This is a genomic window from Streptomyces sp. NBC_01306, assembly GCF_026340465.1.
Taxonomy (GTDB): domain Bacteria; phylum Actinomycetota; class Actinomycetes; order Streptomycetales; family Streptomycetaceae; genus Streptomyces.
This window is the reverse complement of the sequence record NZ_JAPEPC010000001.1, coordinates 1,851,879-1,876,567: the sequence shown is the minus strand read 5'-3', so window position 1 is coordinate 1,876,567 and position 24,689 is coordinate 1,851,879. Positions and strand designations below refer to the sequence as shown.

Sequence of the window (24,689 nt, the reverse complement as noted above, 5' to 3'; positions counted from 1 at the left end):
CCCCCCAATTGCCGGTCGGTCTTGAGCGCGGCGCAGGACCGGACGTTGAGTGGCGGGTTCCGGCCTCCTCCGCAACCGGCCGGGCCAGTACCCTCGTCATGGTCCAAGTAACCTGTACGTGAGGTGACTTGAGCGATACGGGGGAGTCATGGCGGCCGAGGTACAGGAAATCGTCCTGCCGGGAGGTGCGGTTGTGCACGCCCGGCTGACCACATCCGGCGCGCACGGCGACGGATACGAGGACGTCGGCGTCGCGGAGGTGCTGCAGAACCGGGTGGACGATCTGCGGCGGGTGATCGCCGGCGTCGGAGGCTCCGTGCTGGACGCGGCGCGCGCCGCCTGTCCCGACGAGGCCACCGTCACCTTCGGCCTTGAGTTCAGCGTCAAGGAGGGGAAGGTCATCTCCGTCCTGGCGGGGGCCGAGGCGAAGACGGCCCTCCAGGTGTCCCTCACCTGGAAACTCGCCGAGAACGCCGCGCAGCAGCCCGCCGCGGCCGCGCCCCTCGCGCCTCCGCCCGCCACGCCTCCGCCCGCCGTGCCCCAGCCCGCCGATGAATGAGCCCGACCCCGTCGTCAACTCCCTCACGGCTGCCGCGACCGTCCACCTGCTGCCCGCCGGCGGGGCCGCCGCTGACTTCTGGGGCAGCGGCTTCTTCATCGCCCCCGGCTGGGTGCTGACCTGCGCCCATGTGCTGCGCCCGCATCTGCCCGCCGGGCCCGGCGGGCACCTCGCGGTACGCGGCGACGACTTCAACGACGGGATCCCCGTCCCCGCCGAGGTGGTGGCCTGGCAGCTGGCCGAGAAGGAGGGGGCCGCGATCCCGCCGGAGCGGGACCTCGCCCTCGTCCGGCTGCTGGACCCGGAGGCGGAACACGAGTGCGTCTGGTTCACCGACCGTGACGTACGGCCGATGCACACGGTCGTCGTGCACGGCTACCGCCCCGAACCCCAGGCGGCGCCCGGGGGCGGCCCGGTGTCCTTCACGGCAAGGGCCGGTATCAACGTGCTCAGCGGAGACCACGGACTGCTGATCGAGCCCGGCGCCGAATACCCCAAGGGCGTGTCCGGCGGCCCGCTCCTCGACCCGCTCACCGGCGAGGTCGTCGGCATCATCAAGTCCCGCAGGAAGGACAAGGAGGGCGGCCTCGCCGTCGCGGCCGGGGCGCTGCGCGGATTCGGCGACCGCTACCGGGAGGTGATGGCCGCACACGACCGCTGGCACGCCGCACGGAAGGGACACCACACCTGGACCGCCAGACAACCGGTGGCGGCCTCCGCAGGGCCCGGCGGAGGCGGCGACTGGACGCCGCGCGACCGGCGCGATGCGCTGGCGCTCCTCGCCGAACTGCCCGGCCCCGCCACCGGAGCGCCCGTCGCGGCTCTCGCGCGCAAGGCCGCCCGCGATCTGCTGCCTCCGACCAGGGCCGTACTGCGCGGCTGGCGGGACGGTCACGGCCTGCTGTACGACGGCGAGCAGCCGCTCGGCCCGCTCGTCCAGCTCAGCTACCTCCGGCTGGCCGCCCAGTACGTCGGCGCGCGCGGCGGCGCGACGGGCCCGCTCTCCGACTGGATCGACCGCAGACTGGAGCAGGTGACGGACCCGCTCCTGCACGAGCTGGTCACCGGGATCGGGCTGCCCTCCGCGCTGCTCCCCGACCCCGTACGTCCGGAACGCATCGTCCTGCCGTACCCGGGCCCCAAGGAGGGGCCGGTGGTCACGGTCGTGATGGATCCGCTGCACGACGACCCCGCGCTCTTCGAGTGGACGATCCACCTCTTCAGCGGAGAAGGGGGCAGCGAGCAGATCGGCGCGTACGAGGGGCCGGCCCCTCGTACGCAGGGCGGCGACGCGGTCTGGCACAACCACCAGACGCTGCGGCGCAGGCTCCATGAGGTGCTGCACGCCGAGGACCCCGACGGGGACCGTCCGGTGCCGGTGGAGATCGCCCTGCCGCTCGGCCGGTTCGACACCCCCGTCCACCGCTGGCAGCTCCAGGACGCCCCGCCGATGGACGGGCTCACCCACCTGGGGGCGCAGCGACGTCTGGTGGTGCGCGATCTCGGGCGCCGCGGCCAGTGGCACGACGAAGCCGGGCGGGACAGCCGCTGGCAGGCCGCGGCCGGGGCCCAGCGGCTGACCGTGGCACGGATCCCGGAACCGGGCACCGCCCAGCGGCCCGCGTACTACGAGTCGCTTCCGCCCGGCGCCGTCCCCGTGCTGTGCCGCCCCGCGGGCCGGGGCGCCGGAGCCGCCGCCATGGAACTGACGCTGCGGGCCGGCCACGGCATCGCGCTGTGGCACATCGGCCGTGGTGCCGGGCACAGTTGCGGAGAGGACTGCGACGAACTGCGGGCGCGGGTACAGAAGTTGTTCGACGCGGCCGGCGGAACGGCGGAACTCCCGGACCGGCTGCGCCATCTGCGGGAGGACATCGACCGCCGGCGCCCCGAGACCCACTGGCCGGAACCGCTGATGCTGCTGTACGACGACCCGGGGCGGCCCCTGCCCACCGACGACGAACACACCCTGGACTCGCCGTGACCGGGCCCCCGTACTCCCCGTGACCGGTACCCCGCGGGCCGGTCCACGGCAATGGCCTGAAAACGACTTTGACGATGCGCCGGACGGGTACGTATCCCGGAACGCCCGGCGCCGATGAGGAGCGAACCAGCGATGAGCGAATGGTTCATCTACCGCGGCACCGGCGACCCCGATCCGGAGCGTATCGACCGCAGGCCCGCGCCACCGCCCTGGCGTGACTTCGGCGCCCCGCCCATCGACTACCGGGTGCCGGAAGCCGACTCCGCGACCACGCGGCGGCTGGGTACCCGGGCCGTCCCCCTCGCGGTGCCCGGCAGCGAGGCGCTGCGGCTCATCAACGCCGCGCTGTATCTGCGCCGCCCGCTGCTGATCACCGGAGAGCCGGGCTCGGGCAAGAGCACGCTCGCCCACGACCTCGCCTTCGAACTCGGCCTCGGCCGCGTCCTCCAGTGGCCGGTCGTCAGCCGCAGCGAACTCCGCGACGGCCTCTACTCCTACGACGCCATCGGCCGCCTCCAGGACGCCCAGCTCGCCCGGCTGGAGGACGGCGGGAACGGCGGGAACGGCGGGAACGGCGGGTGCGGACCGGCCGGCGGACCGCACCCGGCCGGGGACATCGGGCGCTATCTGCGGCTGGGCCCGCTCGGCACCGCGCTGCTCGCCGCCGAGCGGCCCCGGGTGCTGCTCATAGACGAGCTGGACAAGAGCGACATCGACCTCCCCAACGACCTGCTGAACGTGCTGGAGGAGGGCGAGTTCACCCTGCCCGAACTGGAGCGGGTCGCCGACCGGCCGGGGCAGCAGACCGTCCAGGTCCTCACCGACGACGGGCTGCGCGCCCCCGTCACCGGCGGCCGGGTGCGCTGCCGGGCCTTCCCGGTGGTCGTCATGACCAGCAACCGCGAGCGGGACTTCCCCGCCCCCCTGCTGCGCCGGTGCATCCACCTCGACCTGGCGGCGCCCCGGGACGAACGGCTCGCCGCCATGGTCCAGGCGCACTTCGGCGCCGGGTCCTACGACGAGTACATAGGCCTCGTCGACCGGTTCGTCCGTACCGAGGCGGACGGCGGAGTGCGCCCGACCGACCAGCTGCTGAACGCGATCTACCTCGTCCAGCACACCGCGGGCCGCCACCCCGCCGACCAGGAGGCCGTCGCCGATCTCCTGATGCGGCCCCTCGACAACGGGCCCAGGTGACCCGGTGGGCGACGGGCGGGACGAGAGCGGCCGGGGTGTGGCACTGACCACCCTGGTCGCCCGGCTGCGGGAGTCAGGCCGCGATGTCGACGCGCGGGAACTCGCGGACGCGCTGTGGCTGGCCGCCCGCACCGGAGCCCCCGCCCCCGCCGGGCCCGGCCTTCCGGCCGGTCTCCCGCAGGAGACCCCCGCCGCTCCACCGGCCGCCCCCACCCGCCCCGTCGAGCCACCCGGGGACACGCCCGGCGCGCCCGCCGCCCTGCTGACCGCGCCGGACCCGGAAGGCGCGCCCGCCGCCGTGGAGGCTTCGCCGGTCCTGGTGCCCGCGGCGCCCGCGCTCGCCGATCCGCACGCGCTCCAGCGCGCGTTACGGCCGCTGAGCCGCTACCGGTCACCGGCCGTGCCGCCGGGCCGCAGGCTCGACGAGGAGGCCACCGCCGGCCGGGCGGCCGACACCGGACTGGTCATTCCGGTACTGCGCGCGGCGCGCCGGCAGAAGGCGCGGCTGCTGCTCCTCATGGACGTCTCCACGTCGACGGTCGCCTGGGAGAGCGCGCTGGAGGAGCTGGCCGGCATCTGCGCCGGCGCCGGAGTCTTCCAGGACGTCCAGCTGCGCTATCTGCACCCGGACGGCGAATCGGGCGCCGGATACGCGGCCGGACGCGTCCCGGCGGGACCGCTGCGCCGCGCAGCCCAGCTCGGCGACCCCACCGGCCGCCGGATCATCCTGCTGCTCTCGGACTGCTCAGGACCCATGTGGCGGTCCGGTGTCCTGCAGCGGCTGCTGTACCACTGGTCGGCCACCACCCCGGTCGCAGTCGTCCAGCCGCTGCCGCAGCGGCTGTGGCGGCGGACCCATCTGCCCGCGTACGGAGGGGTGCTGCGGCGGCACGAAGGCCCCCTGGGGCGGCTGGAGTTCAGCGCAGCGCCGCACGGCTCCGACCCGCGCGACGGCAGACCGGTCCCGGTGCTCGCGCTGCGGCGCACCTCCGTGGAGGGCTGGGCCGGGCTGGTCTCCGGCGGCACCGGCCAGTCGGTGTCCACCGCGGCCGCCTGGGTGCGCCGTGACCAACCGCCCTCCCGCGCACCGGTACGGGCCGAGGCCGCGCTCACCGGGCAGGAGCGGGTCGGCGCGTTCCGGCGGACCGCGTCCCCCACCGCGCAGCGGCTTGCCGAGTATCTGACGGCGGTGCCGCTGGTGCTGCCGGTGATGCGGCTCGTCCAGCACACGATGCTGGCGGGCACCGGCCCCGAGGCGCTGGCCGAGGTGCTGCTCGGCGGCATCGTACGGCGCGCCGAGCGGCCCGACATCGGCCCCTCCGACGGTCCGTACTACGAATTCCTCGACGGGGTGAAGGTGTTGCTCGCCGCCCGGCTCGACCGGGGGGACGAGCGGCTCGTGCTGCGGCACAGTTCGAGCTATGTCCAGCGGCGCTTCGGCCGCAGCGCGCGCAACTTCCCCGCCATGGCCGCCGTCGCGCTCGGCGAGCGGCTGCCCGTCCCGGCGGGCGGCGGTGCGATGCCCGCCGGGCTGCGCGTCTTCGCCGAGGTCGCGGCGGACACCATCAGACGCCGCGGCGGGCCTCCCGTCGCGCCGCCCGGCCCCGGCACCCCGGGCGAACTCACCGCGCAGGCGGACGAGTTCATCCAGCGGTACGAGCGGTTCGGCGGCGTACGGGACCTCGACAGCGCGATCGGGCTGCTGCGCCTGGCCGCGGCAGGGGAGCGGCGACGTGAGTCGGTGCCGGCCCGCCGGGCGGAGCTGTCCCGGGCGCTGCTGCTGCGCTGGCGGCTGCGTGCGCTGGACGAGGACCTGGCGGAGGCCTGGGAATCCGCGAAGTCCTCCGACGGGTTCGCGGCCGCCGAGGTGCTGCACGCCATGGCGGTGGCGGCCGATGAAGGGCAACTCGGCCAGGAGCTGGCCGGGAAGGTACTGCGCGAGGTCCGCGGCCCGTACCCCGGCGACGCCCCTCTCGATGACGCGGACACCGCGGCCGAGCTGCTGTCCGCGGCGTCCGACCGGCTCCGCGGGGTGACGGAGGCCGTACGGCCGTCGCAGGAGTGGCCGGCGGCCGCCGCACTCCACATCGAGGTGCTGCGGCGGCTGTCCAGGGCGGGCGGGCCGGCGGTGGACACCACGCCCCTGTACGCGGCGGCGGCGCTCGCCGAGCGGCTGGCGGACACGGCGGACGGGGTCGGGGCGCGGGTGCTGCACGGCACCCTGGAACTGGACCTGGCCCGCCACGTGGTGAGTGACGACGTCGTACGGCACTACGCCCTGCGTGCGCTCCGGGCGCTGCGCCCCGCCGCCGCCGAGGCCACCGGGGGCGCCGAACGGGCCGACATCTGGCTGAAGATCGCCAGTGCGCTGGAGCTGGCCCACCTGGAGGGCGGCGACGCGTCGTGGCGGTGGGAGGTGCTGGACGCGCTCGCCGCGGCCCTGGCGGCCGCCGATGACGACGCCGTACGCCACCACTGCCACCTGCGCATGGGGGACGTGCACTGGCAGGGGCACATCGACCCCGCCGCTCCCGCTCTCCCGGCGGCCGTCCGCCCGGACAGTGTCCATCCGGCGGCCGGCCGCCCGGACAGTGTCCCTTTGGAGAGCGCCCGCCCGGACAGCGTTCATCCGGACAGCGCCCATCCGGACAGCGTTCATCCGGAGAGCGCCCGCCCGGAGGGCAGCCGGGGGGAGAGCGCCCGCCCGGACAGCGCCCACGGGGGCGCCCCCGGACACGGCCAGGGGCCGGCCCCCCGGCCCGGCATACATCTGGACGGTGCCATCGAGCACTGGGCCGCCGCCCTCGCCACCGGGACCCCGGACCGGCCGGCCAGGCTCCTCACCCGGCTGGGCCGGGCGCTGGGACACCGTGCGGCGCGGGACGGCGCGCCCGGCGATCTCGACGCCGCCGTACGCCGGCTGCGCGAGGCCGTCGACGAGACGGCCGAGTCGGACCGCGAACTGGCCGCGCGCCGGGCGCTGCTCGGGGCGCTGTATCTGGCGCGCTACCGGGCCACCGGCGGGCTCACCGACCTCTACGAGGCCGACTGGGCCCAAGGAGCCGCCGCGCGCGGGGCCCCCGACCCGTACGCGGCCTCGCGCGCCTGGCAGGCCCGGGGCGACATCGCGGTGCTGCTCGCCCGGCACACCGGCACCCCCGACCGGCTCCAGCAGGCCGCCGAGCACTATCTGCGCGCCACCGACGTGGACGACGATGGGCGGGCCGGTGCGGCGCGGGCGGCGCGCGCCGCTGTGCTGGAGGAGCTCGCGGGTCCGCCGGAAGCCCTCCGCGAGTACCGGGCGGCCCTGGCGCTGCTGGAGTCCGCCGGACCCGCGGGGGACAGTGCCGCGGCCGGTGTCCGGGACGCCGTCGCCCGGCTGACGGACGGGGCGGCCGGCCGTTGACCCACGACACCGAAGCACTGCCCGGCGACCCGCTGCCCCGGCTGACCCCGCCGTGGGACACCGGCCACCCGGTGCTCGCCGCCGTACTCGCCGAGACCCGGCAGCGCGATCCGCACGAACCGCTCATCGCCTACTACGAGGACGCGCCATGACCCCCGCGGTCCGCGACCGGCCCGTCGCTCAACACCCCGTGCCGTTCCGGCAGTTCGTCCTGAAGGTGCACAGCCGCTGCAACCTCGGCTGCTCCTACTGCTACGTCTACCGCGGCCAGGACAGCAGCTGGCGGGAGCGCCCGCGCCGCGCCACCGGCGAGACCGTCCGCAGGACCGCGGCGCGGATCGCCGAGCACGTCACCGCGCACCGGCTCCCGCGTATCCGGATCGAACTGCACGGCGGCGAACCGCTGCTGTCCGGGCCGGGCCCGGTGATCGAGTACGCCCGCGCCGTACGGGACGCGGTGCCCGCGGGGTGCGAGGTCACCGCGACCGTGCAGACCAACGGGACCCTGCTGACCGCCCGTACGCTCGACGCGCTCGCCGCCGCCCGGATCCGCGTCGGGCTCTCCCTCGACGGCGGCACCGCGGCGCTCAACTCCCGCCGCAGGGACCACGCGGGCCGGCCCTCCTGGCCCGCCGCCCACCGGGCCGCCCGGCTGCTCGCCGCGTGCCGGCACCCCGGCACGTACGCCGGGATCCTCTGCACCATCGACCTCGCGGCCGACCCGGTCGAGGTGTACGACAGCCTGCGCGCGCTGCGCCCGCCGGGGCTCGACCTGCTGCTGCCGCACGGCAACTGGTCCGTGCCGCCACCGGGGACCGAGCCGGGGGAACCGGGCCGGCACCGGCCGCGCCCCACCCCGTACGGCCACTGGCTCGCCACCGTCTTCGACCGCTGGTGGGACGGCGGTCCCGGCCAGCCGCGCATCCGGCTCTTCCACACCCTCGTCGCGCTGCTGTTCGGCGAACCGGCCGCGGCCGAGGCGGTGGGGCTGGCCCCGCTGGCCGTCGTCGTCGTGGACACCGACGGCGCCATCGAGCAGGTCGACGCGCTCAAGTCCGCCTACGAGGGAGCCCCTTCGACCGGCCTCGACGTCTTCAGCGACCCCTTCGACACCGCGCTCGCGCACCCCGGGATCGCCGCCAGACAGCTCGGTGAGAAGGCGCTCCCCGGAGTCTGCCTGCGCTGCCCGGTGCTCCGGGTGTGCGGCGGTGGCAACTACGTCCACCGTTACGCGGCCGGGGCCGGCTTCCGGCACCCCAGCGTCTACTGCGCCGATTTGGAGTACCTCATCCGGTATATCGCCCACCGGCTGAGCGCTTTCGTCACGTGACGTATCGTGGCGCCGACTGGCCGTCAACATGGCGACTTCTGTTCACACTTGAGTGGTAGGTGCACGACAGTGACGCAACTGGTTGAGGGAGTGACGATGGCGGAGTCGACTCCCCATGTCACGGTGGTCTTCGCCGGGCAGAGCGAGCCCTGGGCCCACTGGATGGCCCGGCAGCTCACGGAGGTGGGGACCGCCACCGCCCTGGTCCGCTGGAACCCGGCCCGGAGCTCGCCGACCGCCGACGCCCTCACCGGAATGCTGACCGCACCCGGGCGGGTCCTGCTCGTCATCGACGACTGGTTCGAGCGGTTCGACGACGGCCTCCGCACGGCGTGGGCCGACGCGCTGCGCCAGATGCTCGCCGACCACCCCGAACGGATCGCCGGAGTCAGCGTCACCACCCGCCCGCTGCCCGAGGCCATCATCGCCCTGGGGCCGGTCGCGCTGCGCGGCCTGAGCGCCGACGCGGCCCGCAGGCGGGTGCTCGAAGTCGCCGGCGCACCGGACGGCGCGGTCCGCCCGGTCACCCTGGACCGCGTCCCGCGGTTCCCCGACGACCCGCCGGACATCCAGAACGTACCGCGCCGCAACCGCAGGTTCACCGGCCGCGGAACCCTGCTCGACCACATCCACGACACCTTCGCCGCCGGCCGCGGCGAGGGTGCGGTACTCGCGCTGTGCGGGCCGGGCGGGATCGGCAAGACCCAGATCGCGCTGGAGTACGTCCACCGCTTCAAGGGCGAGTACGACATCGTCTGGTGGCTGGACGCAACCACCACCGGCACCGCCCGTGAGCAGTTCGGCACCCTCGCCGAAGCCCTCGGCGCGGGAGTCGGCAGCAAGCTCGACCAGTCCATAGCCGCGGCCGCCGGAAAGCTGCGCGCCACCGGCGACAGCTGGCTGATCGTCCTCGACGGCGCCGGAGACCCCGAGAAGCTGGCCGCCCTGCTGCCCGAAGGGGCGGGCGACGTCCTGGTCACCACCAACCACCAGGAGTGGTCGGCCCTGGCCGAGCTGTTCCAGGTGGGGCACTTCGAGCGGGAGGAGTCCGTGGCCTTCGCGGGCCGCCGCTCCCAGCGGCTCTCCCCGTACGAGGCCGGGCTGCTCGCCGAAGCAGTCGAGGACCTGCCGCTGTTGCTCGACCAGACGGCGGCCTGGCTCGACATCAACCCCACCGTCGACATCCCCGAGTACATCAGGGAGCTGACGGAGAGCAACCCCGACCGCTTCGGGGTGCTGGCCTCCCAGGACTACCCGGTGTCCTTCCAGATCGCCTGGGCCAGGACCCTCGGCAGCCTGCGCGAACAGGACCCGGGCGCCTGGAAACTGCTCAATCTGCTCGCCCGCTTCTCCCCGGGGATGCTGCCGCTGCGGCTGCTCCAGTCGGCGCGCGCCACCGACCTCCCCAAACCCCTGGACCGGGTCGTCCCGGAACCGAGCAGCTGGAACTCCGCCCTGCGCCGGCTCTCCGAAGTGACCTCCATGCGGCTGGAGTACGACCCCGTCCCGCGGATGGGCGGCTCCGTCACCGTCGCCGCCCTGCGGATGCACCGGATCTTCCACTCCTTCGTACGGCACGCCCAGACACCCGGTGAGCGCGCGGAGCTGACCGAGGCCGCGCTCAAGGTGCTCGTCACCGCCGACCCGAGGGACCCGGCGTCGTCCCGCAACTGGTCACGCTACGCCGAGCTGATTCCGCATCTGGAGATCGCGGGCGCCCTGGAGTCGGCCGACGAGGACGTGCGCAGGCTGGTGCTCAACTGCATCGAGTACCTGCGGATGCGCGGCGAGTACGAGGAGGGCGGGCGGCTCAGCCGGGCGGCCGTCGAGCACTGGGAGCGGGTGTCCGGCGCCACCAGCACATCCGTCCTGGTCGCCGTCCACCAGCGCGCCAACATGGAGCGCAGGCTGGGCCGTTACGCCGAGGCCGAGGCGGTCGGACGTGAGGTGCTCGAACGGCTGCTGAGCAGCCCCGGAGCCGAACCCATCGAAGTGATCAGGGCCAGGGACGGGCTCGGCGGCACCCTGCTGGCGCTCGGCCGCTACGACGAGGCCAGGACGCTCTTCGAGCAGGCGGACCGGGAGGCCGTCACCTCGCTGGGCGACGCCGAGGTGCCGCGCACCCTGTCCATACGGAACAACCTGGCCGAGGCGATGGGCCTCCAGGGGAAGTACCAGGCGTCGCTGGACCTGCACCGGGACATCCTGACCGCGCGGGTCGCCCTGCTCGGCGGGCGCAATCCGCTCACCCTGCACTCGGCGCTGCGCACCGCGACCATGCTGCGGCTGCTCGGGCGCTACCGGGAGGCCCTGGAGATCCAGCAGCACAACTCGCGGCTGCACGGCCAGGAGCTGGACCGCAACCACGGACAGACCCTGAACGCCGACCACAACCTCGCCCTGTGCCTGCGCCGCGACGGGAAGCTCCTCCAGGCCAGAGCGCTGCTGCTCAGCGTCCGCAAACGCCGGGTCGCCCGGCGCGGCCGCCGCCACCCCGACACCCTGCGGGCGGGCGCCGACTTCGCGATGCTGCTGCGCGAGGCGGGCGAGTTCCGTGAGGCCTACGACCTCGCGGACGAGACGGCCTCGCTGTACGCGCTGCAACTCGGCGAGCTGCACCCGTACGCGGTGGGCACCCGGGCCAACCTGGCACTGCTGCAGGGCGACGCGGGCGACCACGACGGCGCCCTGGAACTCGCCGAACAGACCCTGGAGCAGATGACGGACGCGGTGGGCGCGGACCACCCGTGGACGCTGGGCTGCGCCTTCAACACCGCGACGGCACGGCAGCGGGCGGGAGACGCCGAAGGCGCCGTACGGCTGGGACACGACCTGCTGGACCGGTCCGTGCGGTCGCTCGGCCCCGGGCACCCGCTGACCACCACCGCCCAGACCGCGCTCGCCCGTGACCTGCGGGCGGCCGGCGATACGGCGCTCGCCGGGCGGCTGCACGCGGAGGCGCTGGCACGGATCACCGAACTGCTCGGGGACGACCACCAGCACACCCGGAGCATCAGGGACGGCGCGGTGCGGTACTGGGACTTCGAGCCGCAGTTCGTCTGAGCCACGGGGCCGGCCGCGGTCCGGTCGTGAGCCGGCCGCGGTACGCCGTGGGGCCCGTACGCATCACACGATGCGTACGGGCCCCAGGGATGAACCTGCCGGTACCGCCTAGGCCTCGAAGACCTCGGCGACCAGCTGGGCCTGCTCGGCCTGGTGGCGCTTGGCGGAGCCGACCGCGGGCGACGAGCCGTGCGGCCGCGAGATGCGGCGCAGGCGCTCACCGTGCGGGACGTCGGCGCCGACCGCCAGGTCCAGGTGGTCGATCAGGTTGAGCGCGATGAACGGCCACGCACCCTGGTTCGCCGGCTCCTCCTGCGCCCAGAGGTACTTCTCGGCGTTCGGGAACTTGGCGATCTCCGCCTGGAGTTCGGCACCCGGCAGCGGGTACAGGCGCTCAAGACGGATGATCGCGGTGTCCGTGACGCCGCGCTTGGTGCGCTCCGCGTCCAGGTCGTAGTAGACCTTGCCGGCCGTGAAGACGACCTTGCGCACGGCGCTCGGGTCGACACTGTCGTCCCCGATGACCGGACGGAAGCCGCCCGTGGTGAACTCCTCCGCCTTCGACGCGGCCGCCTTGAGGCGGAGCATCGACTTCGGGGTGAAGACGACCAGCGGCTTGTGGTGCGGGTTGTGCACCTGCCACCGCAGGAGGTGGAAGTAGTTCGACGGGAGCGTCGGCATGGCGACCGTCATGTTGTTCTGCGCGCACAGCTGGAGGAAGCGCTCCGGGCGGGCGGACGAGTGGTCCGGTCCCTGGCCCTCGTAGCCGTGCGGGAGGAGCAGGGTGACGCCGGACGTCTGGCCCCACTTCTGCTCGGCGGCCGAGATGTACTCGTCCACCACGGTCTGCGCGCCGTTGACGAAGTCACCGAACTGCGCTTCCCACATGACCAGCGACTCCGGGCGGGCCAGCGAGTAGCCGTACTCGAAGCCCATCACCGCGTACTCGCTGAGCAGCGAGTCGTAGACGTTGTAACGCGCCTGGTCGTCGGAGAGGTAGAGCAGCGGGGTGAAGTCCTCGCCGGTCTTGCGGTCGATGAGCACCGCGTGCCGCTGGCCGAAGGTCCCGCGGCGCGAGTCCTGGCCGGAGAGGCGGACCGGGGTGCCCTCCAGGAGCAGCGAGCCGATGGCGAGGGTCTCGCCCATCGCCCAGTCGATCGTGCCCTCGTCGATCATCGCGGCCCGGCGCTGCACCTGCGGCAGCAGCCGCGGGTGCACGGTGATCCGGTCCGGGATGTTGACCTGCGACTCGGCGATCCGCTTCACGACCTCCTGGGAGATCGAGGTGTCCACGGCGACCGGGAACTCGGCCTGCGGGACCGGCACCGTGGCCTCGGCGGGCTCCGCTGTGGCCTCGCGGACCTCCGCGAAGACCTTCTCCAGCTGGCCCTGGAAGTCCTGGAGCGCCTGCTCCGCCTCTTCCAGCGTGATGTCGCCGCGACCGATGAGGGACTCGGTGTAGAGCTTGCGCACCGAGCGCTTCTTGTCGATCAGGTCGTACATCAGCGGCTGCGTGAACGAGGGGTTGTCGGCCTCGTTGTGACCGCGGCGGCGGTAGCAGATCAGGTCGATGACGACGTCCTTGTTGAACGCCTGGCGGAACTCGAAGGCGAGGCGCGCGACACGCACCACGGCCTCCGGGTCGTCGCCGTTCACATGGAAGATCGGCGCCTCGATCATGCGGGCCACGTCGGTGGCGTACATCGACGAGCGCGACGACTCCGGAGCGGCGGTGAAGCCGACCTGGTTGTTGATCACGATGTGCACGGTGCCGCCGGTGCGGTAGCCGCGCAGCTGCGACATGTTGAGCGTCTCGGCGACGACGCCCTGGCCCGCGAAGGCCGCGTCGCCGTGCAGCGCCACCGGCAGCACGGTGAAGTCCGTGCCGCCCTTGTTGATGATGTCCTGCTTGGCGCGCGCGATGCCCTCGACGACCGGGTCGACGGTCTCCAGGTGGGAGGGGTTGGCGGCCAGCGAGACCTTGATCTGCTCGCCGTCCAGACCGGTGAAGGTGCCCTCGGAGCCGAGGTGGTACTTCACGTCGCCCGAACCGTGCATCGACTTCGGGTCGAGGTTGCCCTCGAACTCGCGGAAGATCTGCGCGTACGACTTGCCGACGATGTTGGCCAGCACGTTGAGACGGCCGCGGTGGGCCATCCCGATGACGACCTCGTCGAGGCGCGACTCGGCGGCCGAGTCGATGACCGCGTCGAGCAGCGGGATGACGGACTCGCCGCCTTCGAGCGAGAAGCGCTTCTGGCCGACGTACTTGGTCTGCAGGAAGGTCTCGAACGCCTCCGCCGAGTTCAGCCGGCGCAGGATGCGCAGCTGCTCCTCGCGCTCGGGCTTGGCGTGCGCGCCGCGCTCGATGCGGTCCTGGATCCACTTGCGCTGCTTGGGATCCTGGATGTGCATGAACTCGACGCCGGTGGTGCGGCAGTACGAGTCGCGCAGCACGCCCAGGATGTCGCGCAGCTTCATCATCGACTTGCCGGCGAAGCCGCCGACGGCGAACTCGCGCTCCAGGTCCCAGAGGGTGAGCCCGTGCTCGATGATGTCCAGGTCGGGGTGCTTGCGCTGCTTGTACTCCAGCGGGTCGGTGTCGGCCATGACATGGCCGCGGACCCGGTAGGAGTGGATCAGCTCGAAGACGCGGGCGGCCTTGGTGACGTCATTGTCGTGCGAGACGTCGATGTCCTTGAGCCAGCGGACCGGCTCGTACGGGATGCGCAGCGCCTCGAACAGGTCGTCGTAGAAGCCGTTCTCGCCGAGCAGCAGGTTGGCGAGGATCCGCAGGAACTCGCCGGAGGCGGCACCCTGGATGACCCGGTGGTCGTAGGTCGAGGTCAGGGTCATGACCTTCGAGATGCCCAGCTTGTTCAGGGTGTCCTGCGAGGTGCCCTGGAACTCGGCCGGGTAGTCCATCGCGCCGACACCCATGATGAGGCCCTGGCCGGGCATCAGACGGGGCACGGAGTGGACGGTGCCGATACCGCCGGGGTTGGTGAGCGACGCGGTGACCCCGGTGAAGTCGTCCATCGTCAGCTTGTTCGCGCGGGCGCGGCGGACGATGTCCTCGTACGCCTGCCAGAACTCGAAGAAGTTGAGCGTCTCGGCCTTCTTGATGGCCGCGACGACGAGCTGGCGGTCGCCGTTCGGCTTCACCAGGTCGATGGCGAGGCCGAGGTTCACGTGCGCCGGCTTGACCAGCGTCGGCTTGCCGTCCTTCACCGCGAAGGAGTGGTTCATCGACGGCATGGCCTTGAGGGCCTGCACCATCGCGAAGCCGATGAGGTGGGTGAAGGAGACCTTCCCGCCCCTGGCGCGCTTCAGATGGTTGTTGATGACGATGCGGTTGTCGAAGAGCAGCTTCACCGGGACCGCGCGGACGGACGTGGCCGTCGGCAGTTCGAGGGAGGCGTTCATGTTCTTCGCGACCGCGGCGGACGGGCCGCGCAGTGTCACCAGCTCGGGGCCGGCGGGCGCCTCGGGCTCGGCGGCGGGCTCGGCCTTCGCAGCGGCCTTGGCGGCCGGTGCGGGCTTCGCGGCGGCCGCGGGCTTCGCGGCGGCAGGCGCGGCCGGAGCCGGGGCCTGCGGCGCTGCGGGCGCGGCAGCCGGGGGAGCACTGGGAGTGGCGGGCGCGGCCGTGGTGGGAGCAGCCCCCGCGGCTGCGCCACCCTGCGCGGCGGCCGTCCGGCCGCTCACGCCCGACTGGTGGGGAGGATTCGGGCTCACCGGGTCCGCACCCGCGGTGGGAGCACCGGCAGAACCTGGCTTGTAGTCGGCGAAGAAGTCCCACCAGGCACGGTCAACCGAATTCGGGTCCTGGAGGTACTGCTGGTAGATCTCGTCGACGAGCCACTCATTGGGACCAAAAGCGTCAGCAGGACTCTTGTCCTGCCCCTCCTGGTCGGTCGAGATGCTCGAATTACTGGGGGACTGAGACGACACGGCGTTAACCGCCCTCTTCCGCTTCACAAGGTGATGGACAGCGGAAATAAAGGCTACGCCTCCCTGGCCTGGAGGCGCAGGCTGGGCGGTCCAACGTCGTGTAAGTCACACTCGAAAGCTGGTTTCGGGGCTTGAAATGGCGGGAAACAAGCGTGGTTCCGCGCTATGCGGGTATGGCGCATCACGGCTGCCGCCCCTTGGCCGGCACCCTCTGACGCGCTTACCCGCGTGTTCGGTACGGAACGCGGGCTTCCGCTGGAGACTTTACGTCAACTTGGTGTTTTGGATACGCCCGGAAGAGTGACGCGTATCCGGCAGCCACGGGACGATTCGGCCACCCCGATCCGCCCGCCGTGCAGATCGACCGCCCAGCGGGCGATGGCCAGACCGAGCCCGGTGCCGCCGTCGCTGCCCGGACCGTGCGGGGACGGGGCGCGGCCCCGGTTGAAGCGCTCGAAGACCCGGTGCCGCTCGGACTCGGGGATCCCCGGGCCCTCGTCCGTGACCTCCAGGTCCAGCGACTCCGGCTGCTGCCCGCGCCGGGCCTGCACGGTGACCCGGCCGTGCGGCGGGGAGTGCTTGACCGCGTTGTCGATCAGGTTCGCGACCACCTGGTGGAGCCGCTCGGCGTCCGCGTGCGCCGTCAGCTCGGGCGGCGAGACATCCAGATGGAGATGGACGTCCGTCCGGGTGTGCTGGCCGCCGGAGCCCGAGGCGCCCGCGCGCTGAGCGGCTGCGAGATTCGCCTCCTTCAGCACGCCCGAGAGGTACGGCCACACCTCGAAACGGGCCGCCTTGAGCGGCACCACCCCGTTGTCGAGGCGGGAGAGGTCGAGCAGCGTCTCGACCAGCCGGCCCAGCCGCTCGGTCTGCTTGAGCGCGGTGCGCATCGTCTCGGGGTCGGCGGCCGACACCCCGTCCACGACGTTCTCCAGCACCGCCCGCAGGGCCGCGATCGGGGTCCGCAGCTCATGGGAGACGTTCGCGACCAGCTCCTTGCGGTGCCGGTCCACCGCCTCCAGGTCCTCGGCCATCCGGTTGATGGTCGTGGCCAGGTCGCCCAGCTCGTCCCTGCGGTCGGCGCCGCTGACCCGCCGGGTGTAGTCACCGTGCGAGATCGACCGGGCGACGGTGTTCATCTCGTCTAGCGGCGAGGTCAGGCTGTGCGCCACGAACTGGGTGATCAGCATCGAGGCGATCACCGAGAACACCGTGATGAACCGCAGCTCCGTCTTGGTGCGCAGCGCCACCAGGAGCAGCCCCGTGGTGATGAAGACCGACACCACCACGAGCGTGCCCAGCTTGGCCTTGATCGAGACCGGGAAGGGGCGCTGCCGGTTCCACGGCCGGGGCCGGGTCAGCAGCCGGCTCAGATCCCGGCCCAGCTCCCGCCCCAGGTCCCGGGGCCGGACACCGCTCCAGGTCCGCCGGCACCGCGGACGGGTCATGGTGCCGGGGTCTCCAGCGCGTACCCGACACCGTGCACCGTACGGATGCGCTCCGCGCCGATCTTCCTGCGGAGTGCCTTGATGTGGCTGTCCACGGTCCGGGTGCCGGACGCGTCGGCCCAGTCCCAGACCTCGGCGAGCAGCTGCTCGCGCGAGAGGACGGCACGCGGGGTGTTCGCCAGGCAGACCAGCAGATCGAACTCGGTGGGCGTCAGATGCACGTCCTCGTTGCGCACCCGCACCCGCCGCTGCGCGTGGTCGATCTCCAGCTCGCCGAGGCGCAGGATGCCGCTGCGCGGTGTCGAGGCGGCAATGGTCGCCCGCTCCACCCGCCGCAGCAGGACATGGACGCGCGCCGCCAGCTCGCGCATCGAGAACGGCTTGGTCATGTAGTCGTCGGCGCCGACACCGAGTCCGACCAGCATGTCGGTCTCGTCGTCGCGTGCCGTCAGCATCAGGACCGGTACCGGCCGCTGCGCCTGGACGCGGCGGCAGACCTCAAGGCCGTCGAAGCCGGGCAGCATCACGTCGAGGACCATCAGGTCCGGCTGCCAGCCCTGGGCCGCGTCCACCGCGGCCGGCCCGTCCGTTGCCGTCTGCACCTGAAAACCCTCGGCCCGCAGCCGTGCGGCGATGGCGTCGACGATTGTCGGGTCGTCCTCGACGACCAGCACCCGGCGCTGGGCGCCCGGGGTGGCCGCGACGCCGTTGTGGGTGGTGTGTGTCTGCTCCATCGCCCGCCCCTGGAAGTGCGCTGTTGATCTGCGTTCTGCTGCGTACGCGGCTGTGTCCCAGCTGCGCTCTTGGACAAGGCGTCCAGATCTCGTCTGCCGGTCAGCAGACTAGATGCCCGGACGCCGTCCCGGCTACGCAGGGCGAACACCGAGATGGACCACGTCGGGAACGCCCCGGGCAACTGGGATCTCTTCGGTCCTTACCCCGATGAATCCGGCATTCCGCAAGGCTTCCTCAAAAGTCGCCGATGGCTGAGCCGACCAGACGGCCAGGATTCCTCCCGGTTTGAGCCGTTCCATACAGGCTGCGAGCCCGTCGGCGGTGTAGAGCCCGCCGTTGTCGTCGGTGACCGTCCACCCCGGTCCGTTGTCGATGTCCAGGCACAAAGCGTCATATGCCGATGAGGATCCGTGCATGTGTGCGACCAGATCGGTGGGCAGGATCACAGTCCGGGGATCGGCGAGCGCTGCGCCGGAGATCCGGGCGAGCGGGCCCTCCAGGTGCCAGTCGATGACGGCCTGCTCGCGCTCGACGACCGTGATCCGGCCCCAGCGGGGGTCCGCAGCGGCGTGTGCGAGTGAGAATCCGACGCCGAGTCCGCCGATGAGTACGGAGGGGCGGTCGCGGCCGGGCGGCAGCGCAGCCAGGGCCGCGTCGATCAGCAGCCGCTCCGAGCGGCCGTCCGACGTGTCCATCAGGAAACAGCCGTTGGCGATGATCTCGAAGTGCTCCCCGCGCTCGCGCAGTACGACCTCGCCGTACGGCCCCTCGCGCCTGTCGAGCGTGCGTACGTCCCCGGTGCCGGTACCGGGGACGGAGGCGGTCTCGGTGTCGCCGGTGTACTCGGTGTCGATGGGGGTTCTCCTCCCGGGTCGCCCCCGGACGCCACGGGGGGTGCGGGGGTTGCTTCGTGTGGTGGATGTCATAGGCGCGGTCGGAGGCTATCCCGGAGAGTGAACGTTGGGGGAAGTGGAGTCGAACGGGAAGACCGACGGCCGACGGGACAGACAGAGTGCACCACACGCAGCGGACACGACGCCCGGCCGGTGGCACCGGCCGTACCTTGCTGCCCTTGCTGCGCCTGCTGCCCACCCCCACCGGAACGCCCTTCACGTTCGCCTACGTCCTGGTGCTGGTCGCCACCTCGCTCTTCGCCGAGCACGCCGACCCGCACACCGTCACCGCCGTACTGCGCGGCTCCAGTACCGACATGGCGCATCTGGCCCGTACCCCGCTGCTCGTCCTGGTGGGCAGCGCCCTGTGGATAGCCGGCGGCCTGCTCTCGGTGTCCTCGGCCGGCTTCCTGCTCGTCCTCACCGCCCTGGAGCGCCGAATAGGCGCGCTGCGCACCGGCGCGGTGTTCCTGGCGGGGCACGTCCTGGCGACGCTGGCCACCGAGATCCCGGTCGGTGTCGCGGTCGCCACGGGCCATCTCCCCGACTCCTCGCTCCACCGTTTGGACTACGGCATCAGCTTCGGACTGATGGCCGGTGTCGGAGCCCTGGCCGGACTGCTTGCGCCGCTGCTGCGCTGGCCCCTCCTGGCGGCCGTCGCCACAGCGCTCGTGCAGGCGCTGCTGACCCTCGGCGACCCGCTCACCGACTGGGGTCATCCGATCTCGCTCGCCATCGGGGTGGCCTGCTGGCCGCTGGTACGCCGCTGGGAAGCCGCCAGGACCGGCCACGCCCCTCAGGCACCCGCGCCGCCCCTATCGCCCGTACCGGCGAACTCAGCCACCGCGACCCCCTCGGCGGGCGCGTCCGCGACCTCTCCTGACAGCTCCGCCGACGCCTCCACGACGGCCTTCTGACCTGGTGGCGGGTCCGATCGCTGAGAGCGAACGGCCGCCCGGGAACACCAGCACCTCTCCTGGCATTGAGTGTGCATAGCTCAACTTCACTGCCTAAGGGGAGATCATGGCTGACACGTCCACACCGCTCACCCTGCCCGTGCTGCCGCTCGACGACGAGGTCGTGCTGCCCGGAATGGTGGTGCCGCTGGACCTTTCCGACGCGGACGTAAGCGCCGCCGTGGAGGCCGCTCAGGCGTCCCCCGCCCGCTCCAGCGGCAACAAGCCGCTGGTCCTGCTCGTTCCCCGGCTCGACGGCAGCTACGCGAGCACCGGTGTCCTCGGCACCGTCGAACAGGTCGGCAGGCTCTCCGACGGAGACCCCGGAGCCCTGGTCCGCGGCCGCGGCCGGGTCCGTATCGGGGCCGGCACCACCGGCCCGGGCACCGCGCTCTGGGTCGAGGGCATCCATGTCGACGAGACCGACCCCGAGCCGCTGCCCGGCGCGGTCACCGCGCTGGTCAAGGAGTACAAGGCGCTCGCCACCGACTGGCTGAAGAAGCGCGGGGCCTGGCAGGTCGTCGACCGCGTCCAGCAGATCGAGGGCGTGTCGGCCCTCGCGGACAACTCCGGTTACTCACCGTTCCTCACCCTCGCCCAGAAGACGGAGCTGCTGGAGACCGCCGACCCGGTGGCCCGGCTGAAGCTCGCCGTCCAGTGGCTGGGCGAGCACCTCGCCGAGCAGGACGTCGCCGAGTCCATCGCCAAGGACGTCCAGGAGGGCGTCGACAAGCAGCAGCGCGAGTTCCTGCTCCGCCGCCAGCTGGAGGCCGTACGCAAGGAGCTCTCCGAGCTCAACGGCGAGGCGGACGACGAGTCCGACGACTACCGGTCCCGCGTCGAGGCCGCCGCCCTCCCCGGGTATGTCAGGGAGGCCGCGCTCAAGGAGGTCGAGAAGCTGGAGCGCTCGTCCGACCAGAGCCCCGAGGGCTCCTGGATCCGGACCTGGCTGGACACCGTCCTCGAACTGCCGTGGAACGAACGCACCGAGGACGAGTACGACATCAGGGGCGCCAAGGCCGTCCTGGACGCGGAGCACTCGGGCCTGGAGGACGTGAAGGAGCGCATCACCGAGTACCTGGCCGTGCGCAAGCGCCGTGCCGACCGCGGCATGGGCATCGTCGGCGGCCGCCGCGGCGGCGCCGTACTGGCGCTCGTCGGACCGCCCGGGGTCGGAAAGACCTCGCTCGGCGAGGGAGTGGCGCACGCGATGGGCCGCAAGTTCGTCCGCGTCGCGCTCGGCGGCGTACGGGACGAGGCCGAGATCCGCGGACACCGGCGTACATACGTCGGCGCGCTGCCCGGGCGGATCGTGCGGGCGATCAAGGAGGCCGGCTCGATGAACCCGGTCGTCCTGCTCGACGAGATCGACAAGGTCGGCTCGGACTTCCGGGGAGACCCGGCGGCCGCCCTGCTCGAAGTGCTCGACCCGGCCCAGAACCACACCTTCCGGGACCACTACCTGGAGGTCGAGCTCGACCTGTCCGATGTGGTGTTCCTGGCCACCGCGAACGTGCTCGAAGCCATCCCGGAGGCGCTGCTCGACCGGATGGAGCTGGTCAGGCTCGACGGCTACACCGAGGACGAGAAGGTCGTCATCGCCCGCGACCACCTGCTGCCCAGGCAGCTGGAGCGCGCGGGTCTTGAGCCCGGCGAGGTGACGCTCGACGACTCCGCGCTGCGCAAGCTGGCGGGGGAGTACACCCGCGAGGCGGGCGTCCGGAATCTGGAGCGGGCCGTCGCCAGACTGCTGCGGAAGGTCGCCGCCCAGCACGAGCTGGGCGAGCAGGAGCTGCCGCTCACCGTCACCGACGCCGAGCTGCGGCCGCTGATCGGGCGGCCCCACCATGTGCCGGAGTCCGCCCAGGACCCGGCGGAGCGCCGTACGGCGGTGCCCGGTGTGGCCACCGGCCTCGCGGTGACCGGCGCGGGCGGCGACGTCCTCTTCGTCGAGGCGTCGCTGGCCGACCCCGAGACCGGCGCGGCGGGGCTGACCCTGACCGGCCAGCTCGGCGACGTCATGAAGGAGTCGGCACAGATCGCGCTCTCCTTCCTGCGCTCGCGCGGTGCCGAACTGGAGCTGCCCGTCGCGGATCTGAAGGAGCGCGGGGTGCACATCCACTTCCCGGCGGGCTCGGTGCCCAAGGACGGCCCGAGCGCGGGCATCACGATGACGACGGCGCTGGCGTCGCTGCTCTCCGGCCGGCAGGTCCGTACGGACGTGGCCATGACCGGCGAGGTGTCGCTGACCGGGCGGGTGCTGCCGATCGGCGGTCTGAAGCAGAAGCTGCTGGCCGCGCACCGGGCGGGCATCACGACCGTGGTGATCCCCAAGCGGAACGAGGCCGATCTGGACGACGTGCCCGCCGAGGTGCTCGACACGCTTGAGGTGCACCCGGTGACGGACGTACGCCAGGTCCTGGAGATCGCGCTGTCCCCGGCGGAGGTACGGGTTCCGGCGGCCGCCTGACCGCCCGGTGCCGTACAGGACCTACAGGCACACGCAGGGCCCCCGACGGCACGCCGGGGGCCCTGCGCAGTCCGCGGTGCAGTCCGCGGTGAAGTTCTCCGTGCGGTTCGCGGCGTCAGCCGTTGGCGAGTGCCTGCACCCGGTCCAGTGCGCCGTTGAACTTGTCGTGGTCGCCGACCGTCGGTCCGGTCGAGGTGTACTGCCACATCGTCTGGAAGCCCCACCCGGCGGGCAGCGCGCCCGGCGCCGAGTCGTAGCGGGCGATCCAGAGCGGGTTGGTGGCCCCGAAGCTGCTGTTGTTCCCCGTGCACTGCGTCCACCAGCTGGTCGCGGTGTAGATGACCGCGTCACGCCCGGTGAGCGACTTGTAGGTGTTGGCGAAGTCGTGGATCCAGGCGACCATCGATGCCGCGCTCAGGCCGTAGCAGGCGTCGCCGTACGGATTCCACTCGATGTCCAGCACACCGGGCAGGGTCTTGCCGTCGCGGGACCAGCCGCCGCCGTGGCTGACGAAGTAGTTCGCCTGGTTCGCACCGCTGGAGTCGTTCGGGGTCGCGAAGTGGTACGCGCCGCGGATCATCCCGACGTTGTACGAGCCGTTGTACTGCTGGGTGAAGGAGGGGTTCGTGTAGTAGTTGCCCTCGGTGGCCTTGGTGTAGGCCCACCGCACGCCGCTGCCCCACAGCGTCGCCCAGTTGACGTTGCCCTGGTAGCCGGAGACGTCGACGCCTTCGGTCTGGACCGCCGAGGGGGTGTTGCGAGGGCTGCCGCCCTGGCCGTCGTGCGCGATGACACCCATCCCCATGGTGGCCGTGCCGCGCGCGGGGGTGTCGGCCGCGGAGGCCGCGCCGGGCAGGGCCAGCAGGGAGGTGAGAAAGGCGAGAAGGATCCCGACTGCGGCGGTGCGTCCGCGTCGGGCCGTTCCGGATCTGAGCACGGGCATGTGCGTGCCTCCGAAAGGCTCGGTGGGGGGAGCTGGGCGTACTCCGTCGTCGGAGTACTCCGTCATCACCGACATGGTGTGGTGTGGACATGTCAGCAACGACGACGCTACGCACGTAGACCCGCACGGCGGAAGGGGGCCTGGGTGCTGCCGTTGGTCTACTCCTGCGAAATACTGGCCCAGCTGCGGCGATGGCAGACGCTGAAAGAAACTTTCAGGATCGGGAAAGCTCGTAAGGGGTGCTGACGTGCACGACAGCGGTACTGGAAGTGAACTCCCCGTCCCGCCCGAAAGTGGTGTGGACCATGAATTCCTCGCGCTGGAACGTGAGTTGGCCGTCTTCCTGCGCCGCGCGCGGGCCTCGTCCGGCGAGATGTCGCGCGCCGTCCACCCCGATCTGGAGGCCGCCGCCTACGGGCTGCTGGTCTGTCTCGACGAGTGGGGCGGGCAGCGGGCCACCGACCTGGCCGCCTACATCGGAGTCGGCCGGGCGACCATAAGCCGTCAACTGCGCTCCCTCGAAGTCCTCGGACTGGTCACCCGTGAGCAGGACCCCGGCGACGGCCGCGCCTTCCTGGTGCAGCTCACCGTCGAGGGGCGCGAACGGATGCGCCGGGTGCGGGACGCGCGCCGGGCCGAGTACGTACGCAAGCTGGACGGCTGGGACCGGGCCGAGGTCGCGGAACTGGCCCGTCTGCTGCACCACTTGAACGCCCGGTCGGAGGACTGAGCCGAGGAACAGGGGGCCGGCGCCGGCCCCCTACAGCTCCACCAGCACGGCCGACGCGTCGTCGTGCGTCTTACTGTTCCGCAGGAACGCACGGTCGGTGTCCGCGTCCTCCAGCGCCCGGACCCGCCCGATCAGCGCCTGCGGACCCTCCTTGCGCAGCACGGCCAGGCACTCCGCCCAGTCGCCCTCGCGGAAGACCTCCACCCAGCGGCTCGCGCCGTCGCTGAGCGCGGCCAGCGCCCGTACCTCCGCCAGGGGCGTGCGCCCGGTCACCGCGCGCGCCGCCACCGCCGGATCGGCGGCCGCGGTGAAGAACCCGCCCTCCTGGTTCCGTGCCGCGTCGGCCGTCGCCTCGGTCGCCAGCACCTCGCGCGGCAGCCGGTCCAGGCGGTCGTCCAGCACCGCCCGTACCGCCCCCGAGGCGTCCTCGACCAGCAGGGCCGAGTCGGAAAGCACCAGGTGTTCGACGGTCTCGGCGGACCAGCGCGCCATGACAACGGTTGCCTGCGGGGTACGCACGTGAGAAAGGTCACAGATTGAGCCGTGCGCTTCAGCGGTAAGGCGAATCGCCTCCGCGAGCACCTCACGCAGGCTCATATCCCGGCGCGAACCGGACAGTTCGACCAGAGAGCCGCCGAGTCGCGTGGTGAACCACGGCACGCCGTGCACACATCCGTCGTTCCCCGCGGGCGGAGTCACGCCGTCGAGCAGTACGAGCAGTCCGCCCCCTCCCGAGGCAGGCAGGACGGCACCGGTCCAGTCCTCGTTGGGGCGTTCGGGGGTGCCGGGGGTGGAGGCGAGTTCGATCCGCATACCGGTCAGTCTGCCCGATGCCTTCACGGGGGGCGCACAGGCACGGGCGAAAGGTACGGACCGCCGTGCGGGCCGGGGAACTTGGCACGGAATGTACGACTCCGTAACTCTGTCGGCCCGCTGCGGGCGCGCATCCTGCCAAAGCCGGTCCGGAAGTTCCAACCGGCGCCCCGTGCGCGCCCCGCGTGCGCGGGTCGCAGAGTTGTTCGCC

Annotated in this window: 16 protein-coding genes; 10 read left to right on the top strand and 6 right to left on the bottom strand. The window is 72.3% G+C overall.

Annotation, left to right across the window (positions count from 1 at the left end; translation table 11 throughout):
- Window positions 1-148: 148 nt before the first annotated feature.
- The 7 genes from OG385_RS07950 (at window position 149) to fxsT (ending at window position 11,539) form a co-directional block, all read left to right on the top strand.
- The gene (locus OG385_RS07950; RefSeq protein WP_266853156.1) at window positions 149-559 is read left to right on the top strand and encodes a CU044_2847 family protein; all 411 of its coding nucleotides are present in this window, start codon (window positions 149-151) and stop codon (window positions 557-559) included.
- On the top strand, window positions 552-2,543 hold the full coding sequence (locus OG385_RS07945; RefSeq protein ID WP_266853154.1) for a trypsin-like peptidase domain-containing protein: 1,992 nt from the start codon (window positions 552-554) through the stop codon (window positions 2,541-2,543). Before OG385_RS07950 ends, OG385_RS07945 begins: the two co-directional genes overlap by 8 nt.
- A gap of 132 nt (window positions 2,544-2,675) precedes the next feature.
- Window positions 2,676-3,740: a MoxR family ATPase gene (locus tag OG385_RS07940; protein ID WP_266853152.1), complete on the top strand. Its 1,065-nt coding sequence runs from the start codon at window positions 2,676-2,678 to the stop codon at window positions 3,738-3,740.
- A gap of 4 nt (window positions 3,741-3,744) precedes the next feature.
- Window positions 3,745-7,146 (top strand): SAV_2336 N-terminal domain-related protein, encoded by a 3,402-nt coding sequence (locus OG385_RS07935; RefSeq protein WP_266853150.1) that lies wholly within the window; start codon window positions 3,745-3,747, stop codon window positions 7,144-7,146.
- A complete protein-coding gene (locus OG385_RS07930) occupies window positions 7,143-7,298 on the top strand; it encodes a hypothetical protein (RefSeq protein ID WP_266853148.1) in 156 nt (51 codons plus the stop codon). Before OG385_RS07935 ends, OG385_RS07930 begins: the two co-directional genes overlap by 4 nt.
- The gene (locus tag OG385_RS07925) at window positions 7,295-8,476 is read left to right on the top strand and encodes an FxsB family cyclophane-forming radical SAM/SPASM peptide maturase (protein WP_266853146.1); all 1,182 of its coding nucleotides are present in this window, start codon (window positions 7,295-7,297) and stop codon (window positions 8,474-8,476) included. The genes OG385_RS07930 and OG385_RS07925 overlap by 4 nt, the downstream gene beginning before the upstream one ends.
- Window positions 8,477-8,572: 96 nt before the next feature.
- Window positions 8,573-11,539, top strand: a complete 2,967-nt coding sequence (gene fxsT, locus OG385_RS07920) for an FxSxx-COOH system tetratricopeptide repeat protein (protein WP_266853144.1) — start codon at window positions 8,573-8,575, stop codon at window positions 11,537-11,539.
- A 108-nt stretch (window positions 11,540-11,647) separates the two neighbouring features.
- Here fxsT and OG385_RS07915 read toward each other — a convergent pair whose 3' ends face one another.
- The 4 genes from OG385_RS07915 to OG385_RS07900 form a co-directional block, all read right to left on the bottom strand.
- Window positions 11,648-15,490 (bottom strand): multifunctional oxoglutarate decarboxylase/oxoglutarate dehydrogenase thiamine pyrophosphate-binding subunit/dihydrolipoyllysine-residue succinyltransferase subunit, encoded by a 3,843-nt coding sequence (locus OG385_RS07915; RefSeq protein WP_266853142.1) that lies wholly within the window; start codon window positions 15,488-15,490, stop codon window positions 11,648-11,650.
- Window positions 15,491-15,759: 269 nt separating this feature from the next.
- The gene (locus tag OG385_RS07910) at window positions 15,760-16,938 is read right to left on the bottom strand and encodes a HAMP domain-containing sensor histidine kinase (protein ID WP_266853140.1); all 1,179 of its coding nucleotides are present in this window, start codon (window positions 16,936-16,938) and stop codon (window positions 15,760-15,762) included.
- Window positions 16,935-17,672, bottom strand: coding sequence for a response regulator transcription factor (locus tag OG385_RS07905; protein WP_266853138.1), 738 nt, complete (start codon window positions 17,670-17,672; stop codon window positions 16,935-16,937). Before OG385_RS07905 ends, OG385_RS07910 begins: the two co-directional genes overlap by 4 nt.
- 132 nt (window positions 17,673-17,804) lie before the next feature.
- Window positions 17,805-18,599, bottom strand: a complete 795-nt coding sequence (locus tag OG385_RS07900) for a spermidine synthase (protein WP_266853136.1) — start codon at window positions 18,597-18,599, stop codon at window positions 17,805-17,807.
- An 86-nt stretch (window positions 18,600-18,685) separates the two neighbouring features.
- Between OG385_RS07900 and OG385_RS07895 the strand changes: the two genes are divergently transcribed.
- Window positions 18,686-19,483: a rhomboid-like protein gene (locus tag OG385_RS07895; RefSeq protein WP_266853134.1), complete on the top strand. Its 798-nt coding sequence runs from the start codon at window positions 18,686-18,688 to the stop codon at window positions 19,481-19,483.
- Window positions 19,484-19,589: 106 nt separating this feature from the next.
- Window positions 19,590-21,992, top strand: coding sequence for an endopeptidase La (gene lon, locus OG385_RS07890; RefSeq protein ID WP_266853132.1), 2,403 nt, complete (start codon window positions 19,590-19,592; stop codon window positions 21,990-21,992).
- A gap of 115 nt (window positions 21,993-22,107) precedes the next feature.
- Here lon and OG385_RS07885 read toward each other — a convergent pair whose 3' ends face one another.
- Entirely contained in the window at window positions 22,108-22,935 is an 828-nt protein-coding gene (locus OG385_RS07885) for a lysozyme (protein WP_266853130.1), read from the bottom strand.
- Window positions 22,936-23,233: 298 nt separating this feature from the next.
- On the opposite strand from OG385_RS07885, the gene OG385_RS07880 reads away from it, so the two are divergent.
- A complete protein-coding gene (locus OG385_RS07880; RefSeq protein WP_266853128.1) occupies window positions 23,234-23,665 on the top strand; it encodes a MarR family winged helix-turn-helix transcriptional regulator in 432 nt (143 codons plus the stop codon).
- Window positions 23,666-23,695: 30 nt separating this feature from the next.
- On the opposite strand, the gene OG385_RS07875 is transcribed toward OG385_RS07880, so the two are convergent.
- Window positions 23,696-24,478: a protein phosphatase 2C domain-containing protein gene (locus OG385_RS07875; protein WP_266853126.1), complete on the bottom strand. Its 783-nt coding sequence runs from the start codon at window positions 24,476-24,478 to the stop codon at window positions 23,696-23,698.
- Window positions 24,479-24,689 lie beyond the last annotated feature (211 nt).